17 protein-coding genes are annotated in these 16702 nt (G+C 71.5%); 12 read left to right on the top strand and 5 right to left on the bottom strand.

The annotated features are described in order from the left end of the window. Window positions 1-5: 5 nt before the first annotated feature. Window positions 6-1088, bottom strand: a complete 1083-nt coding sequence (locus OG580_RS30205; protein WP_267046807.1) for an oxidoreductase — start codon at window positions 1086-1088, stop codon at window positions 6-8. Window positions 1089-1175: 87 nt separating this feature from the next. On the opposite strand from OG580_RS30205, the gene OG580_RS30200 reads away from it, so the two are divergent. From OG580_RS30200 to OG580_RS30190, 3 genes are all read left to right on the top strand, one after another. Further along, on the top strand, window positions 1176-1670 hold the full coding sequence (locus tag OG580_RS30200) for a (4Fe-4S)-binding protein (RefSeq protein ID WP_267046806.1): 495 nt from the start codon (window positions 1176-1178) through the stop codon (window positions 1668-1670). A 142-nt stretch (window positions 1671-1812) separates the two neighbouring features. Beyond that, the gene (locus OG580_RS30195) at window positions 1813-2229 is read left to right on the top strand and encodes an SsgA family sporulation/cell division regulator (protein WP_267046805.1); all 417 of its coding nucleotides are present in this window, start codon (window positions 1813-1815) and stop codon (window positions 2227-2229) included. A gap of 333 nt (window positions 2230-2562) precedes the next feature. Beyond that, window positions 2563-4203, top strand: coding sequence for an ABC-F family ATP-binding cassette domain-containing protein (locus tag OG580_RS30190; protein WP_267046804.1), 1641 nt, complete (start codon window positions 2563-2565; stop codon window positions 4201-4203). A 172-nt stretch (window positions 4204-4375) separates the two neighbouring features. Here the strand turns inward: OG580_RS30190 and OG580_RS30185 are convergent, their stop codons facing one another. Beyond that, window positions 4376-4849 carry an ATP-binding protein gene (locus OG580_RS30185; protein WP_267046803.1) on the bottom strand — a complete coding sequence of 158 codons (474 nt, stop codon included), beginning with the start codon at window positions 4847-4849 and terminating at the stop codon, window positions 4376-4378. A 189-nt stretch (window positions 4850-5038) separates the two neighbouring features. Between OG580_RS30185 and OG580_RS30180 the strand changes: the two genes are divergently transcribed. The 3 genes from OG580_RS30180 (at window position 5039) to OG580_RS30170 (ending at window position 7304) form a co-directional block, all read left to right on the top strand. Beyond that, window positions 5039-5890 carry a helix-turn-helix transcriptional regulator gene (locus OG580_RS30180; RefSeq protein WP_267046802.1) on the top strand — a complete coding sequence of 284 codons (852 nt, stop codon included), beginning with the start codon at window positions 5039-5041 and terminating at the stop codon, window positions 5888-5890. Between the two features lie 14 nt (window positions 5891-5904). Continuing rightward, the gene (locus OG580_RS30175) at window positions 5905-6123 is read left to right on the top strand and encodes a hypothetical protein (RefSeq protein WP_267046801.1); all 219 of its coding nucleotides are present in this window, start codon (window positions 5905-5907) and stop codon (window positions 6121-6123) included. Between the two features lie 206 nt (window positions 6124-6329). Continuing rightward, the gene (locus OG580_RS30170) at window positions 6330-7304 is read left to right on the top strand and encodes an acyl-ACP desaturase (protein ID WP_267046800.1); all 975 of its coding nucleotides are present in this window, start codon (window positions 6330-6332) and stop codon (window positions 7302-7304) included. Between the two features lie 79 nt (window positions 7305-7383). Here the strand turns inward: OG580_RS30170 and OG580_RS30165 are convergent, their stop codons facing one another. Then, window positions 7384-7641 carry a WhiB family transcriptional regulator gene (locus tag OG580_RS30165; protein WP_267046799.1) on the bottom strand — a complete coding sequence of 86 codons (258 nt, stop codon included), beginning with the start codon at window positions 7639-7641 and terminating at the stop codon, window positions 7384-7386. A 189-nt stretch (window positions 7642-7830) separates the two neighbouring features. On the opposite strand from OG580_RS30165, the gene OG580_RS30160 reads away from it, so the two are divergent. Together OG580_RS30160 and OG580_RS30155 are read left to right on the top strand one after the other, a co-directional pair. Then, a complete protein-coding gene (locus tag OG580_RS30160; protein WP_267046798.1) occupies window positions 7831-8640 on the top strand; it encodes an IclR family transcriptional regulator in 810 nt (269 codons plus the stop codon). A gap of 109 nt (window positions 8641-8749) precedes the next feature. Further along, window positions 8750-9424, top strand: coding sequence for a TetR/AcrR family transcriptional regulator (locus OG580_RS30155; protein WP_267046797.1), 675 nt, complete (start codon window positions 8750-8752; stop codon window positions 9422-9424). 152 nt (window positions 9425-9576) lie between these two features. On the opposite strand, the gene ligD is transcribed toward OG580_RS30155, so the two are convergent. Next, window positions 9577-10638: a non-homologous end-joining DNA ligase gene (gene ligD, locus OG580_RS30150; RefSeq protein ID WP_267046796.1), complete on the bottom strand. Its 1062-nt coding sequence runs from the start codon at window positions 10636-10638 to the stop codon at window positions 9577-9579. Window positions 10639-10691: 53 nt separating this feature from the next. Between ligD and OG580_RS30145 the strand changes: the two genes are divergently transcribed. The 3 genes from OG580_RS30145 (at window position 10692) to OG580_RS30135 (ending at window position 14708) form a co-directional block, all read left to right on the top strand. Next, window positions 10692-11750: an ATP-dependent DNA ligase gene (locus tag OG580_RS30145; protein ID WP_267046795.1), complete on the top strand. Its 1059-nt coding sequence runs from the start codon at window positions 10692-10694 to the stop codon at window positions 11748-11750. Window positions 11751-12229: 479 nt separating this feature from the next. Further along, a complete protein-coding gene (locus OG580_RS30140; protein ID WP_267046794.1) occupies window positions 12230-12481 on the top strand; it encodes a hypothetical protein in 252 nt (83 codons plus the stop codon). Window positions 12482-12605: 124 nt separating this feature from the next. Further along, on the top strand, window positions 12606-14708 hold the full coding sequence (locus OG580_RS30135) for an MDR family MFS transporter (RefSeq protein ID WP_267046793.1): 2103 nt from the start codon (window positions 12606-12608) through the stop codon (window positions 14706-14708). On the opposite strand, the gene OG580_RS30130 is transcribed toward OG580_RS30135, so the two are convergent. Continuing rightward, the gene (locus OG580_RS30130) at window positions 14698-15141 is read right to left on the bottom strand and encodes a YchJ family protein (RefSeq protein WP_267046792.1); all 444 of its coding nucleotides are present in this window, start codon (window positions 15139-15141) and stop codon (window positions 14698-14700) included. The two genes, OG580_RS30135 and OG580_RS30130, sit on opposite strands and share 11 nt — an antisense overlap. A gap of 137 nt (window positions 15142-15278) precedes the next feature. On the opposite strand from OG580_RS30130, the gene OG580_RS30125 reads away from it, so the two are divergent. Then, window positions 15279-16622: a 6-phospho-beta-glucosidase gene (locus OG580_RS30125; RefSeq protein WP_267046791.1), complete on the top strand. Its 1344-nt coding sequence runs from the start codon at window positions 15279-15281 to the stop codon at window positions 16620-16622. Window positions 16623-16702 lie beyond the last annotated feature (80 nt).

The raw sequence follows: 16702 nt of genomic DNA, 5'->3' as shown, positions 1-16702 counted from the left end.
AGCGCTCAGTGTCGCCCGAGGCGGGCGATCCTGCCCTTCTCCCCGGAGGCCCAGCACGACCCGTCGGACGTGCAGTCCACCGTGTCGTACGAGCCGGTGTCGACCGTGCGCCAGGTGCGGCCGCCGTCGGTCGTCAGGTCGGTGCCGGTCGGGCCGACGGCGAGCGCGGCCGTCCTGCTGTGCGGGAGCCAGGCGACACCCGAGCGGTAGGCGGGCGGGGGCGCGTCCGAGGTGTGCCAGGTGCGGCCCCCGTCCGTGGTGACCGCCGCGGCCTGCGGGGACGGCTGGTCCTTGCGGTAGTCGCCGCCGACGGCGATGCCGTGCGTACGGTCGCGGAAGGCGAGGCCGAAGACGCCCCGGGCCGGGTCGCCCGCCGGGATCGGCGTGGCGGTGACGGTCCAGGTCAGCCCCCGGTCGGCGGAGTGGAGCACGCGGGCCGTCGCCCCGCCGCCCGTCGCCAGCCATACGTCCCGGGGTCCTGACGACACCAGGCACTGGCCGCTCGCCGCGAAGGCGGCCTCGCCGGGAAGCGCGTCCGGCATCCCCTCGCTCGGCAGCACCCGCCAGGAGCGGCCGCCGTCGCTGGTCGAGAGGATGCGGTACTTCCCGTCGACGGGGTCGCTCATGGCGAGTCCGTGCCGGCGGTCGAAGAAGGTCACGCAGTCGTAGAAGGCGCGCGGATCGGTGTTCCGGAAGGACTCGGTCCAGGTGGCTCCGCCGTCCTCGGTGCGCAGGACGCGTGAGGCCTCGCCCTCCCCGATGGCGAGGACGACGGCCCGGCGGGCGTCGAAGGCCTCCACGTCACGGAACTCCAGCTCCGCCGCGCCGGGCGGCGAGACGTTTCTCCAGCTCCGTCCGCCATCGGTGGTGCGCAGCACCGTTCCCTTGGAGCCCGCGGCCCACGCGGTGTCCCGGTCGACCGCCGCGAGCCCGCGGAAACGGGCGTCCGTTCCGGTCGGTGTCAGTTGCCAGCCGGCCGCGGCCGTGGGGGTCTCCCCGGCACGCGCCGGGGCTGCCAGGCTCAGCGCGAGCGCCGCCCCGATCAGCCCCACCGACATCATTCGTCTCGTCTTCCCCATGGACGTCATGGCGCCGGAAGCTAGCGCCCCGGGGTGGTCGCCGTCCAGGGTGCGTCCCGGGTGCGCCCCGGTCCGGACGTTCCTAGGCTGAGTCCCATGACGGACCGTACGGGCGAGCGGCATGCGCCGGCCGAAGAGAAGCCGAGCCCGGAAGAGAAGCCGAAGGTCAAGGAGTACGAGGGCGAGGGCATCACCGTCACCTTCGAGCCACGGCGCTGTCTGCACGCGGCCGAGTGCGTCCACGGTCTGCCGGAGGTCTTCGACCTGGCCCGGCGCCCCTGGGTGCGGCCCGACGCGGCGGCCCCCGGCCTGCTCGCGGAGGTGATCCGACGCTGCCCCTCGGGTGCCCTCCAGTACCGCCACCGCCCGCCGGACGACTCCGCCGAGCCCCCGGACTCCCCCACCACCGTGCACCGCACCCCCTCCGGCCAGGTCGTGATGCGCGGGGACCTGCTCGTGACCGGCCCGCACGGGGAACGGCACGAGACGCGCGTGATGCTGTGCGGTTGCGGAGCCTCCTCGAACCAGCCGTACTGCGACCACTCCGGCCCCTGTGCCGAGCGGGACGACGACGACGCCGAGCAGCGCTGACACCCTCCGCCCCTCACCTCGTGACGCAGCTCACGTGGTTCCCGAGTGCACGTTCCGGCCGTGCCGCTCGTCTTCCCTTGTGTGAGGTGCCCTGGTGTCGGGGAGACGCACAGGATCCGAAGCCGCGTGAGAGGAGCCGGTCTTGTCCGCCGTCATCGAGCAGTCCGTCCAGGCCCGTCTGGTCGCATCCGTCCCCCGCATGGAGACGGTACCCGCCACGCTGCGGTACGACCGGGAGGATCCGTACGCCGTGAGCATGGCCTTCCCGCCACCGGCGACGCTGGAGGGCGTCGAGGTCTCCTGGGCCTTCGCCCGCGAACTGCTCGTCCAGGGCGTCGACCGCCCGGCGGGCGTCGGGGACGTCCGGCTGCGTCCGTACGGGTACGACAGGACGGTGGTCGAGTTCCACGCCCCGGAAGGGGTCGCGATGGTCCATGTCAGGACCTCCGAGCTGCGCCTCTTCCTCGAACGCTCGGAGCACCTGGTGCCGGCGGGGCGCGAGCACCAGTACCTGGACTGGGACCAGGGTCTTGCGGACCTGCTGCGCGAGCGCCCTTAGCCCCGAGTTCGTGGTCCTTGGGCCCCGAGTCCGTGGTCCTTGGGCCCCGAGTCCGTGGTCCTTGGGCCCCGAGTCCGTCGCCGTCAGCCCCGTCTTCCTTAAATCGTTTGCCGCCCCCCGGTCCGGCCCGTACGGTCGAAGCCTGACCTTGTCGTCATCTGATCGGAGAAGGACGTTGCTCGTCTGAGGTTTGAGACACCGTGCCGCGCGTGCCCCCTGTGCCGCGTGTGCCGTTCTCGACCTCGGCGTACGAGCCGTTCTTTCGACCGCCCGCGCCCCGGTGTCTCACGCGTCGCTCCATTCACGCTCGCGCTGCGCACCCGGGAGGCCTCCATGGCGCATCACCCCACGTTTCTCACCTGTTCCTCGCTCTCCTTCTCCTGGCCCGACGGCACCGAGGTCTTCGACGACTTCCGGCTCGCGGTCGGCCCCGGCCGTACCGGCCTCGTCGGGCTCAACGGCTCCGGCAAGTCGACCCTCCTGAAGCTCGTCGCCGGGGAGCTGACGCCGGCCTCCGGCACCGTCCGGGTCACCGGCGAGCTCGGCTACCTGCCGCAGAACCTGGTCCTGGACACCTCGCGGCGGGTCGACGAGATCCTCGGCATCGCGGAGAAACGCTCCGCGCTGCACGCCATCGAGGCGGGCGACCCTGCCGAGGAGCACTTCACCGCGCTCGCCGACGACTGGGACGTGGAGGAACGCGCCCGGGCCACGCTCGACCAGCTCGGGCTCGGCGCCGTCGGACTCGACCGGACCGTCGGCGAGGTCTCGGGCGGCGAGTCCGTCCTGCTGCGCCTCGCCGCGCTGCTGCTCGCCCGGCCCGACGTCCTGCTGCTCGACGAGCCGACGAACAACCTGGACCGACAGGCCCGCGCCCGTCTGTACGAGGCGGTGGAGAACTGGTCCGGGGTGCTGGTCGTGGTCAGCCACGACCGTGAACTCCTGGAGCGTGTCGACCAGATCGCCGACCTGCGGGACGGCGAGGTCGCCTGGTACGGCGGCCCCTGGTCCGCGTACGAGTCGGCGCTCGCCGCCGAACAGGAGTCGGCGGAAAGGATGGTGCGGGTCGCCGAGGCCGATGTACAGCGACAGAAGCGCGAACTCGTCGACGCACAGGTGAAGTTGGCACGCCGGAAGCGGTTCGCGCAGAAGAGCTACGAGAACAAGGTCGTCCCGAAGATCGTGGCGAACGGCCGCAGGAGCGACGCGCAGGTCGCGGCCGGCAAGCACCGCGCCCTGCACACCGAGCGGCTCTCCGAGGCGCGGGAGCGGCTCGACGCGGCGGTGGAGGCGGTACGCGACGACGACGAGATCCGGATCGAGCTGCCCCGCACCTCGGTACCGCAGGGGCGCGAGGTGCTGTTCCTGCGCGACCTCGACCTGCGGTACGGGGCACGGGTCGGCGGCGAGTTCGCGCTGCGCGGCCCGGAGCGGATCGCACTGGTCGGCCGGAACGGCGCCGGAAAGACGACGCTCCTGCGGACGATCGCAGGGGAGGTGGAGCCGCTGTCGGGCGAGGCGGACGCGCGGGTGCCGGTCCGTTTCCTGCCGCAGCGGCTCGACGTCCTCGACGACGGGCTGAGTGTGGTGGAGAACGTGGCCCACTTCGCGCCCACGGCGACGGGGAACGCGATCAGGGCACGGCTGGCGAGGTTTCTGTTCCGGGGGGCCCGGGCGGACCAGCCCGTGGGCACCCTCTCGGGCGGGGAGCGCTTCCGGGCCACACTCGCGGCCCTGCTGCTCGCGGAGCCGGCTCCACAGCTGCTGATGCTGGACGAGCCGACGAACAACCTGGACATGGGATCGGTCCGGAAGCTGACGGCGGCCCTCGACGCGTACGAAGGGGCGCTGATCGTGGCGAGCCACGACGTGACCTTCCTGGAGTCGCTCGGCATCACACGCTGGCTGCTGCTCGACGGTGAGCTGCGGCCGACGACGGCGGAGGAGGTCAGGGGGATGACCTCGAAGCGCTAGGAGTAGGCCGGGACGGGAACCGGAAGGGAGCGAAGGGGATCCGGAGGAGAGCCGGAGGGGAACCCTCGTGGAACCGAAGGAGAGCTGGAGGGGACCCGTCGTGGAACCGAAGGAGAGCCGGAGGAGAACCGTCGTGGATCCGAGGGAGACCTGGAGGAGAACCCAGGGGGAGCTAGCGGTGGAGTAAGGCCCATGACTTGGTACCTCCCCCCGGAGTCATGACGGGGGCGAGACCCCAGTCACCGCCGTGCGCGTCGACCGCCGCGGCCAGCAGCCACATGCTGCGGCTGCGGCGGTCGCGGCATTCCTCGGCCGCCGTGGGTGAGGAATGGGCCGGGTGCTGGTCGAAGAGCACGATCCGCAGCGCTTCGTACTGCCAGCGGACGCGCAGGATCATCTCCCGGTCGGGGGTGAACCGGTAGGCCGCGGCGACGAGTTCGGAGGCGGCGAGGGCGGCGGTCTCACAGAGGTCGGAGAGGCCGTGCCGGTCGAGGAGCGTCTCCACCGACTGGCGTGCGAGCCCGGCGCAGTAGGCACCTCCGGGGAGGAGCATCGAGTAGCTGAGGTTCTCCGTGGCGGGAGGTATGGGTCCGTCCTCGACGGCGGACGGGAGGCAACGCAGTGCGCCCTTCATCGGGTTGCTCACATTTCTTGCGCATTGGGGGGGTACGCACACACGGTCACAGTCGCCCCGTGTGAGACTTGCGCTACCGACCGTAGCGCACGAGCGGAGCACAGTGCTACTACTTGCGGGTACTCGTGCCATTCCGGCTTAAACGGCGACACCGCGACCCGACGGGGGGCCGGCGTCACCGAACGAAAGGGGAGATCGAGCGTGCCACCCAGGAGCAGTCCGACCGCGCGACAGCAGCGACTCGGGAGCGAGCTGCGCAAACTGCGCGAACAGTCGGGCATGTCGGCGCAGCAGGCCGCCGCCCTCCTGGGCGTCGACCGCACCCGCATCCCCAACATCGAGTCGGGCCGCTTCGGCATCAGCGCCGAGCGCGTCCGCACCCTCGCCTTCAACTACGGCTGCCCCGACACGGCATTCGTCGACCTGCTCGCCGACATCGCCCAGGAGCGGGACCGCGGCTGGTGGGAGGAGCACCGCGGCCTGCTGCCGCCCGCACTGATCGACATCGCCGAACTGGAGTTCCACGCCGCGGAGTTGCACAGCGCGGTCACCACCCACATCCCGGGCCTCCTGCAGACCGAGGAGCACGCGCGGGCCGTCTTCGACACCGCCGTACCCCTCCTGCCCGGCCCCGACCTGGAGGCCCGGCTCGCCCTGCGACTGCGCCGCCAGGAGGTCCTGGACCGGGACCGGCCCGTGCTCTACGAGGCCGTGATCCACGAGGCCGCGCTGCGCATGCAGTTCGGCGGACCGAAGGTCGCGCGGGAGCAGTTGGAGCACATCCTGGCGTACTCCGAGCGGGACACCGTGACCGTCCGCGTCATCCCCTTCGCCGCGGGGGGTTTCCCGGGGGCGGGCCAGTCGTTCACCTATGTATCCGCGCCCGTGCCGCAGCTCGACACCGTGCAGCTCGACTCCTCCCACGGCTCGATCCTCCTCGACGCCGACATGAAGCTCCGCCGCTACCGCGGACTCCTGGAGCGGCTGCGCGGGCTCACCCTGTCCACGACCGAATCACGCGCGTTCATACGCACCATCGCCCAGGATCTGTGAAGGACCGCCCCACCATGAACGTCACCACCGACACCCCCCACACCGCCGCCATCGACTGGAACGAGGCCTTCTGCAGCGAGGGCGCCAACTGCTTCCGGTTCGGCCTCGACGACTCCGGCCGGGCCTACATCGGCTCGACCCTCGCCCCCGGCGAGTACGTCAGCGACTCGGTGGAGGCGCTCCGCGCCCTGATCTCCGCGGTGAAGGCCGGAGCGGCCGATCATCTGCTCTGAGTAGCCGAACCGCCGACCGCCCTCGCGCCTCCAGGACGTGACCTGCGTCTCCGGCACCCCGCCGGAGCAGCGCACATAACGGAACGTAACCGGACATCGCCGGGACGGGCTTGGCCGACGCCTTACGGAGCCTTAACCTACGGTCTCGTAACCTACGACTACGTAGGTAGTCCCGTATGCCCTTCTCTCCGTCCCCAGGAGTTCCCGTGACGCTCACCTCTCCCCACCTCGGCAGCTCGGCGGAGTGGACCGACGCGCGCCTGCTCTACGCGCTGGAAGAGGTCGTGGAGCAGGAGCTCAACCGGCACCTGAAGGTCACCAAGGACTGGATGCCGCACGAGTACGTGCCGTGGTCCGACGGCCGGAACTTCCCCGGCTTCTTCGAGGACGGCGAGGCCTGGGACCCGGCGCAGTCCAAGGTCACCGACATCGGCAAGATCGCCCTCGTGGTGAACCTGCTCACCGAGGACAACCTCCCGAGCTACCACCACGAGATCGCCAGCCTGTTCGGCCGCGACGGCGCCTGGGGCACCTGGGTGCACCGCTGGACCGCCGAGGAGGGCCGCCACGGCATCGTGATGCGCGACTACCTCCTGGCCTCGCGCGCCGTCGACCCGGACAAGCTGGAGCAGTTCCGGATGTCGCACATGAGCGAGGGCTTCGAGTCCGACAACCGGCACTCGATGCTGCACTCCGTGGCGTACGTCGCCTTCCAGGAGCTCGCGACCCGCATCTCGCACCGGAACACGGGCCACCAGTCCGGCGACCCGGTCTGCGACCGGATGCTCTCCCGCATCGCCACCGACGAGAACCTGCACATGGTCTTCTACCGCAACCTGCTGGGCGCGGCCTTCGAGCTCGCCCCCGACCTGACCATGCAGGCCGTGCGGGACGTGGTCGTGAACTTCCGGATGCCCGGACACGGCATGCCGGGCTTCGAGCGGGCGGCCGCGCAGATGGCGATCGGCGAGATCTACAACATGCGCATCCACCACGACGACGTCCTGCAGCCGGTCCTGCGCTTCCTCAAGGTCCTGCAGATCGAGGGCCTCGGCCCGGAGGGCCTGCGCGCCCAGGACGAGCTGGGCCTCTACATGAACGGTCTGGACAGCGAGGCCAGCAAGTTCGACGAGAAGCTCGCGGCCCGCAAGGCCCGGATGGCGGCCCGCGCGGCCGGCTGACCCCGCCGTCCCACCCCGGACAAGGAGCGCGCGCGACGCGGAAGTGAGCGCGTGCGGCCCCAGGAGGAGCGCGTGCGGCTCAGCGGTGGCCCTGCTGCCGCTTGAGCCGCACGCGCTCCTTTTCTGAGAGCCCGCCCCACACCCCGAACCGCTCGTCGTGGTCCAGCGCGTACTCCAGGCACGCCACGCGCCCCTCGCACGCCCCGCACAGCTGCTTGGCCTCACGCGTCGACGAGCCGGGCGCCGGGAAGAAGAACTCCGGTCCCGCCTGGGCGCACAGGGCGTTCTCACGCCAGGAGAAGTCGGGAGCGGTCAGCACGTCGGTATCCATCTGCATGACCGATACGTTGCCTCCCCGGCCTAAACGCGCCATCAACGTTCGATCAATGGCGGATATCCGGGCACCGGGAGCTCCCACCATGCGGGATGACGTGTGAACAGAGTATTTCCGACCCCGTCCGGGGCCTGATTCGGCTCCCGCCATGTGGGAGCGTGGGGGCCCGATCACCCACGGGGAGCGAACCCTATGACGACCGAGGCCGGCATCGACCGACCCCCGGCGGGCGCCCAGGCGGTCCGCCGCGCACTGGACGTGCTGCATTGTTTCCACGACAACGGGCCCGATCTGAGCGCCTCCGACCTCGCTCGCCGGCTCGGGCTCTCCACGTCGACGGCGCACCGGCTGGCCCGGACGCTGTTCGGTGCGGGCTTCCTGGAGCAGGACGTCCGCACCGCCCGCTACCGGCTCGGCCCGGCGATGACGGAGCTGGGCCGGCTCTCGTACCACCAGCGAGGGCTGCACCTGGCCGCGCCCGAGCTCTCCGATCTGGCCGAACGGACCGGAGCCACCGCCGACTTGGCGCTGCGCAGCGGCTCGCACGTGGTGATCGTGGCCGGGGGCTCGGTGACCCCGAAGGTGGGGCTGCGTCGGCCGCTGCACTCGACGGCGTTCGGGAAGGTGCTGCTCGCCTGGCCCCGGACGGGTGACGCCGGGCCTCGCTCGCTGCCGTCGCCGCACGCGTCCACCGAGCGGGCCGTCACCGAACCCCCCTCGCTGTCGGCCGAGTTGGTGCGCGTACGAGAGGCGGGGTACGCCCTCGACGACGGCGAGTCGGCCCACGGGGTACGGACCGTGGCCGTGCCGGTCCTGGAGCGGACGGGGCACGCGCGGTTCGCGCTCGCGGTCCGCGGGACGCCGGAGCTGATCACCGACGCGCGGCTCGACTGGTACCTGGCACAGGCGAGGGCCTGCGCCAGGGCGCTCGAAGTGCTGCTCCTCGCCCCGACGGAGCGACGGACTCCCGGAGCGCAGACCGGGGAGTTCGCCATGAAGTAGGACAGGACGTGACCTGCCCGGCGCGCACGGTTCGTGCCGTGCGGTCGCGAGACGAACGTAGGGGTGCGCGGAGATATCCGCACGGTCGTGCCTTCAGTACGATGGGGACATGAACGGCAGCACAACCGGAACCAGCACCGGCACGAAGACGGACGGACGCGTCGAGCGCGGAAACCAGACACGGCGCCTCGTGCTGGCCCGGACGATGGACATCGCCTCGGTCGAAGGCCTGGAGGGCCTGTCCCTGGGGCGGATCGCGACCGAGCTCAAGCTCAGCAAGAGTGGCGTCTTCGCCCTCTTCGGCTCCAAGGAGGAACTCCAGCTCGCCACCGTCAAGGCCGCCGTGGTCGTCTTCGGGGCGCGGGTCGTCGCCCCGCTGGCCGACATCCCACCGGGCGCGCGACGCGTGCGCGAACTGTGCCGCAGCTGGCTCGCGTACTCCCGCGAGCGGGTCTTCCCCGGCGGCTGCTTCTTCTACGCGGTCGGGGCCGAGTTCGACGCACGCACCGGCCCCGTCCACGACGCGGTGGCGCGGACCCACCACGACTGGACCACCTACCTGGAGCAGGCCCTGGCGGAGGCGCGCGCGGCGGACGAGTTCGCCGCGTACCTGGACGCGGAGCAGGTGACCTTCGAGATCATCGCGCTGATGGAGGCGGCGAACGCCCGGTCGGTGCTGCTCGGCGACGACTCGGCGTACGACCGCGCCGAGCGCGGCATCACGGCCCGGCTGCGGTCGGTGGCCACGGACCGGGGCCGCACGGCGCTCGCCGATCCGGCCTGACGGAACGGGCCCCGCACGGGCGCGCGCTCGCCACACCGGCGAGCCGGAGCCTCCACGCCTCCTCATATTTGCACGATCGTTCGTACTGTTCTAGGGTGAGCGAAGAGGCGGGCCGGCGCCCCACCCGGGGGAAGCCGGCCCGCCCTCTCGACTCACCCCGCCCCGTCCGGCTCCGGCTCCTCCCAAGGTTCCTCCCGGGACTCCTTCTTCGCGCGGCTCGGCTGGACCCGCTTCGGCTCGCCCGGCATCTTCGGGTACTCCGGCGGATAGGGCAGGTCTCCGAGCCCGTGCTCCGCCTCGTCGCGCCGGGCCAGCTCGAGCAGGGACTCCAGCCCGAACCGCTCGTCGTCCATGTCGGCGTGGACGTCGCCGAGTTCGGCGTACCGGACCGGCATCGTCCTGATGTCGAAGTCCCGCGGTACGGCGTCGTCGATCTCCTCCCACCGGAGCGGGGCCGAGACGGGGGCGCCCGGACGGGGGCGTACGGAGTAGGCGGAGGCGATCGTACGGTCCCGGGCGGTCTGGTTGTAGTCGACGAAGATCCGCTCCCCGCGCTCCTCCTTCCACCACTTCATGGTCACCCGCTCCGGCATCCGCCGCTCCAGCTCCCGGCCACAGGCGATCGCCGCGCGCCTGACCTGCGTGAAGGTCCACTCGGGCAGGATCGGCACGAAGACGTGGAGCCCCCGTCCGCCCGAGGTCTTCGGCCAGCCGCGCAGCCCGTGCTCGTCGAGGACGGAGCGCAGCTCGTGGGCGGCGCGGACGGCGTCGGCGTACTCCGTGCCGGGCTGCGGGTCGAGGTCGATGCGCAGCTCGTCCGGGTGATCGGTGTCCTCCCTCCGCACCGGCCAGGGGTGGAAGGTGACGGCGCCGAGGTTGGCGGCCCAGAGCACGGCCGCCGGCTCGGTGGGGCACATCTCGTCGGCCGACCGGCCGCTGGGGAAGGTGATGCGGGCCGTCGGGATCCAGTCGGGCAGGTACTTCGGCGCGCGCTTCTGGAAGAAGGACTCGCCGGTCACGCCATCGGGGTAGCGCTCCAGCGTGGTGGGCCGGTTCCGGAGGGCGCGGGTGATGCCGTCACCGACGGTCAGGTAGTAGGTGACCATGTCGAGCTTGGTGTAGCCGGGCTCGGGGAAGTACACCTTGTCCGGGTTCGAGACCCGCACGGCCCGGCCGCCGACTTCCAGTTCCACCGCTGCTGCCTTGCCTGCCATGCCGGTCAGCCTAGGGTTCGCCGACAACTCACGCATACCGGACAATCTCACCCATGGACCTGCCGGTGATGCCGCCCGTGAAGCCGATGCTCGCCAAGGCCGTGAAGAAGATTCCGCCGGGGATGCAGTACGAGGCGAAGTGGGACGGCTTCCGCGCGATCGTCCACCGGGACGGACCGGAGGTCGTCATCGGCAGCCGTACGGGCAAGCCGCTGACCCGCTACTTCCCCGAGCTGGTGGAGGCGCTCGCGGCCCGGCTGCCGGAACGGTGCGTGGTCGACGGCGAGATCGTGATCGAGCACGGGGGCCGTCTCGACTTCGACCGGCTCAGCGAGCGGATCCATCCGGCCGACTCACGGGTCCGGATGCTCGCGGAGACCACGCCGGCGCGGTTCGTCGCCTTCGACCTGCTGGCCCTCGGGGACGAGTCGCTGCTCGACGTACCCCTGAGCGAGCGGCGGGCGGCCCTGGAGCGGGCTCTCGACGGGGTCGACGCGCCGGTCCATCTGGCGGCCGCGACCCGGGACGTCGAACTCGCCGCCCGCTGGTTCGAGGAGTACGAGGGCGCGGGGCTCGACGGGGTGATCGCCAAACCGCTCGACCTGCCGTACCGGCCGGACGCCCGCCTCATGTACAAGATCAAGCACGAGCGGACGGCCGACGTGGTGGTGGCCGGCTACCGCTTCCACAAGAGCGGGCCGGTGATCGGATCGCTGCTGCTCGGCCTGTACGACGACGAGGGCGCCCTCCAGCACGTCGGCGTGTGCGCGGCCTTCACCGCCGCCCGGCGCGCCGAGCTCGTCGAGGAGCTGGAACCGCTGCGCATGGATCCGCCGGACGGGCATCCGTGGGCCGCCTGGACGGACGAGTCCGCCCACGAGGGGGCGCGGCTGCCGGGTGCGCCGAGCCGCTGGTCGGGCAAGAAGGACCTGTCGTGGGTGGCGCTGCGGCCGGAGCGGGTCTGCGAGGTCGGATACGACCACATGGAGGGCGACCGCTTCCGGCACACGGCCCAGTTCAAGCGGTGGCGCCCGGACCGGACGCCGGAGTCCTGCGGCTACGGGCAGCTGGACGAGCCCGTCTCGTACGACCTGGCCCAGATCCTCACGTAGGCCTTCGCGTGGACCTTGCGTAGCTCCTCACGCGGCCTTCGCGTGGATCCTCACGCCGGCCTTCGCGTGGATCCTCACGCCGATCACGCGCAGTTCCTCCGCGAAGATCAGGCACGGATCCCGCGAGGAAGGAAGCCGTCGGAGACGCGAGTGAGATGCTTCACATTTGCCGGGCGCCCGGCCTGCCCCCGATCCCCCGCGACCGAGAACACGTTCGACGAACGTGCGAGCGACTCGGTGGGGCGGCTCGGCGGGCGGGACGGCCGACCGGCCTCGTACCTGCGGGAACGCCTCCGCCGGCTCCCGTCGCCCGCGCCCTTCCCGTGCCCCCGCCGACCGCCTTCACGGCGCGTGGAGCCCCCGACCGGCGCTCGTCGTCGCTCCGTCGCGACGACCCCGTACCGGAACCCGGACCGCGATCCGGTACGTATGGAGGAGGAGACACTCCGCACCCTCCCCGCACCCACAAGGACTGCCCCGTGATCGCGTCGCCCTCACCCCTCGTCCCCGTCCCGATCCCCGACAGCGTTGCCGCACTGATCGGCTCCTGTCTTCCGCTGCACGTCCTCCAGGCGGAGGTCGACGCGGACTGCGCGGCGCGCGAGGTGTACCGGTTCCGTGGGCCGCTGTGCGCGGAGGACCGGGCGGACCGCGAGCACGCCCTCGCGGCTCTGGCGCGGGCCAACAAGATCCTCGCCAAGCACCACCCGCAGCTGCCCGTCACCCCCTGAGGCGCGCCGAGGGTCCGGCGCCGTTCCGGCCCGGACCGGCCAGGACCGGCCAGGGCCCGTACAAGTACACCTGTTCGGCCGTACCCCCCATGCACGAGTGCGGTGGCGATGTGACGCTGCGAAGGTGACCACGACCAGCGACGCAGTGCCCGCGCCCCCGGCCGCCACCGAGCCACCCGTGCTCGACAAGCGCCGCCGCAACATCGTCTTCGGCACGATCATGCTGGGCGTCCTCCTCGCCGCCCTCGACCAGACGATCGTCGGCACCGCCCTGCCCACGATCGTCTCCGATCTCGGTGGCGCCGCCCATATGTCGTGGGTGGTCACCGCCTACCTGCTCGCCGAGACGGTCGCGACCGTCCTCGTCGGCAAGTTCGGCGACCTCTTCGGCCGCAAGGTGATCTTCCAGATCTCGGCGATCGTCTTCATCACCGGCTCGTTCCTCTGCGGACTCGCCACGAACATGACGCTCCTGATCGTCTGGCGCGGTCTCCAGGGAATCGGCGCCGGCGGCCTCATGGTCACCTCGATGGCGCTCATCGCCGATGTGATCCCGCTGCGCGAACGCGGCAAGTACCAGGGCGCCATCGGCGCCGTGTTCGGCGTCTCCACCGTGATCGGCCCGCTCCTCGGCGGTCTGTTCACCGACCACCTGAGCTGGCGCTGGGCCTTCTACGTCAACGTCCCCATCGCGATCCTGGTCGTGATCGCCGCCGCCCGCACGATCCCCTCCGTACGCTCCGCGAGCCGCCCGGTCATCGACTACGCCGGTATCGCCTTCGTCGCCGCCGGTTCCAGCGCCCTGATCCTGGCGACCAGTTGGGGCGGCAACGAGTACGCGTGGACCTCCGGCGTCATCATCGGGCTCTTCGTCGGCGGCTTCGTCTCCCTCGGCCTGTTCTGCTGGGTGGAGACCAGAGCGGCCGAACCCATGCTGCCCATGCGGCTGTTCGCCAATCCGGTCTTCACCGTCTGCTCCGTACTGAGCTTCGTCGTCGGCTTCGCCATGCTCGGCGCGATGACCTTCCTGCCGACCTATCTCCAGTACGTCGACGGGGACTCGGCCACCATGTCGGGCATCCGCACCCTCCCCATGGTCGTCGGCCTGCTCATCGCCTCGATCTTCAGCGGCAACGTGGTCAGCAAGACGGGCCACTACCGGATCTTCCCGATCGTCGGCTGTCTGGTGATGGGCGTCGGCCTCTATCTGCTCTCCCTCATGGGGCCGGACACCAGCACCTGGCTCGAGTCGCTCTACATGTTCGTGCTCGGCGTCGGCATCGGCCTGTGCATGCAGGTCCTGACCATCGCCGTGCAGAACACCGTCGAGTACGCCGACCTCGGCACCGCGACCTCCGGCGTCACCTTCTTCCGTACGCTCGGCAGCTCCTTCGGGACGGCCGTCTTCGGCACGATCTACGTCAACTCCCTCAAGCCCAACCTCACGGCGGGGGTCGGCGAGGCGGCGGCCGTCGCCGAGAGCCTCGGCATCGACCCGACGGGTCTTGCCCAGGCCGCGCAGAGCCCCGCCGGGTTGCACGGTCTGCCCGACGAGGTCGCCGAGCCGATCGTGAACGCCTACGCGGACACCCTCCACACCGTCTTCCTCTGGACGGTGCCGGTCGCCGCGATCGGCTTCGTCGTGGCCCTCTTCCTCAAGCAGGTCACGCTCCGGGACGCGGCGCGCGCCGCCGCGCCCGACATGGGCGAGGGCTTCGCCTCCCCCACCTCGTCCGGTGACTCGGCGAAGCTGCTCGAACTCTCCGTCGGCCGGCTCCTGCGCCGTATCGACCTCGACACCGCCCGGCGGATCGTCGCCGCCTCCGACACCCGGCTCGACACGGCCGGAGCCTGGGCGGTGATGCAGGTCGAGCTCTTCACCCGCACCGTCGGACACGCGAGCCTGGGTCTGATCGCGGCCGGGCGGCGGGTGCCGCCCGAGGTGCTCCTGCCGGTCTTCGACCGGATGGTCGACGAGGGCTTCCTCACCAGGGACGGCAATCTGCTCTCGCACACCCCGGCGGGCGAGCGCGAGGCCGGGGTCATCACCCGGGCGTGGGGCGACTGGCTCTCCGACAGCATCGAGCAGGAGCGCGGCCGGCCGAGCGGTCCCGAGCTGCGGGTCGCGACGGACGCCATCGCCAAGAAGTTCGTCGCCGAGGACCTCGCGACCGGGCTCCCGACGGGACGCAACCGGAACGACCGGGCCCTGTCCGTTACGCGGTGACGTCGCCGTCCACGTACACCCAGGCGCCCTCGTGGCGGGCGAAACGGCTCCGCTCGCTCATCGCGCCGGGCTCGCCCTCATGGACGTAGCTCGCCGTGAAGGTGACGGTGCCGTGCTGGTGGAAGGCGGTGCCGTCGGTGGTCCCCTGGATCTCCAGGCCGGTCCAGCGCAGCGCCGGGTCGAAGTCGACCTCGCCGGGGCGGGTCTCCGGCGCCCAGGTGTGCAGCAGGTACGCCTCGTCGCGGACGACGAAGGCGCTGTAGCGGGAGCGCATCAGCAGCTCCGCCGTCGGCGCCGTGCCCGCCGTACCGCTGTGGAAGCGTCCACAACACACGCCGTACGAGGCGGCGAGGCCGCAGGGGCAGGGGGAGTCCGCCGTCACGACCGGGGCGGCGGCGGGGGACGTACGGGGGCGGGTCTTGCGTCGGGACATGCGGTCATTCTCCCCCACCGCCTCCCCCGCCACGGCCCTCCGCACGACCGCGCGACAACGCCCGGCATGTGGACCCCTCCGTGGACGCCCGCCCGGAATCCCGCTGCTCAACGGGTGCGCCCGAGTAGCGTACGCACATGAGACTGACGATTCTCGGAGGCGGCGGATTCCGGGTGCCGCTGGTGTACGGCGCCCTCCTCGGCGACCACGCCGAGGGGCGGGTCACCCACGTCACGCTGTACGACCTCGACGCCGGCCGGCTCTCGGCCGTCACCCGGGTCCTCGCGGAGCAGGGCGAAGGGGTACCCGACGCGCCCGAGGTGACCGCGACGACGGATCTGGACGAGGCGCTGCGCGGGGCCGACTTCGTGTTCTCCGCGATCCGGGTCGGCGGCCTGGAGGGCAGAGCCGCCGACGAGCGGATCGCGCTCGCCGAGGGCGTGCTCGGCCAGGAGACCGTCGGGGCGGGCGGGATCGCGTACGGCCTGCGTACCGTGCCCGTCGCGGAGCGCATCGCCCGCCGGATCGCCGAACTCGCCCCGGACGCCTGGGTCATCAACTTCACCAACCCCGCCGGGCTCGTCACCGAGGCCATGTCGCGGATCCTCGGCGACCGGGTCATCGGCATCTGCGACTCCCCCGTCGGCCTGGGGCGCCGGGTCGCCCGCATCCTCGGCGCGCGCCCGGACGAGGCGTGGATCGACTACGTGGGCCTCAACCACCTGGGGTGGCTGCGGGGGCTGCGGATCGACGGCCGCGACGAACTCCCCCGGCTGCTCGCCGACGACGAGGCACTCGGCTCCTTCGAGGAGGGCAGGCTCTTCGGACCGGAGTGGCTGCGCACGCTCGGGGCCGTCCCCAACGAGTACCTGCACTACTACTACTTCAACCGGGAGGCCGTCCACGCCTACCGGACCGCCGAGCGGACCCGTGGAGCCTATCTCCGCGACCAACAGGCCGGTTTCTACGAGGAGATGGACAAGCCCGACACCCCCGCCCTGGCCACCTGGCACCGGACGCTCGCCGACCGCGAGGCCACCTACATGGCGGCCAACCGGGAGGCCGCCGGGATCGGTGAACGCGCCGAGGAGGACCTGGAGTCGGGCGGCTACGAGAAGGTGGCCCTCGCTCTCATGCGGGCGGTCGCGCGGAACGAGCGGGCCACGCTGATCCTCAACGTGCGCAACGGCTCCACACTGGCCGCGCTCGACGCGGACGCGGTGATCGAGGTGCCCTGCTTCGTGGACGCCAACGGCGCCCACCCGGTGTCGGTGGCCCCGCTGCCGTACCACGCCGTCGGTCTCGTGACCGCCGTGAAGGCGGTGGAGCGGGAGGTGCTCTCGGCGGTGGAGAGCGGCTCGCGGGCGACGGCGGTGAAGGCCTTCGCGCTGCATCCGCTGGTCGACTCGGTCGCGGTGGCCCGCCGACTCGTGGAGAACTACACGGCGGAACACGCCGGTCTGGCCTACCTCCGGCGCTGAACCGACGCGGAGCGTTCACGCGTCGTCGTGGAACAGTACGACTGACGAACATCTTTACGGGGCCGGGGGCGCGGCCTAGG

It is taken from the genome of Streptomyces sp. NBC_00094 (assembly GCF_026343125.1).
In the GTDB taxonomy this organism is placed as follows: Bacteria; Actinomycetota; Actinomycetes; order Streptomycetales; family Streptomycetaceae; genus Streptomyces.
This window is presented reverse-complemented; position numbering and strand designations above follow the sequence as displayed.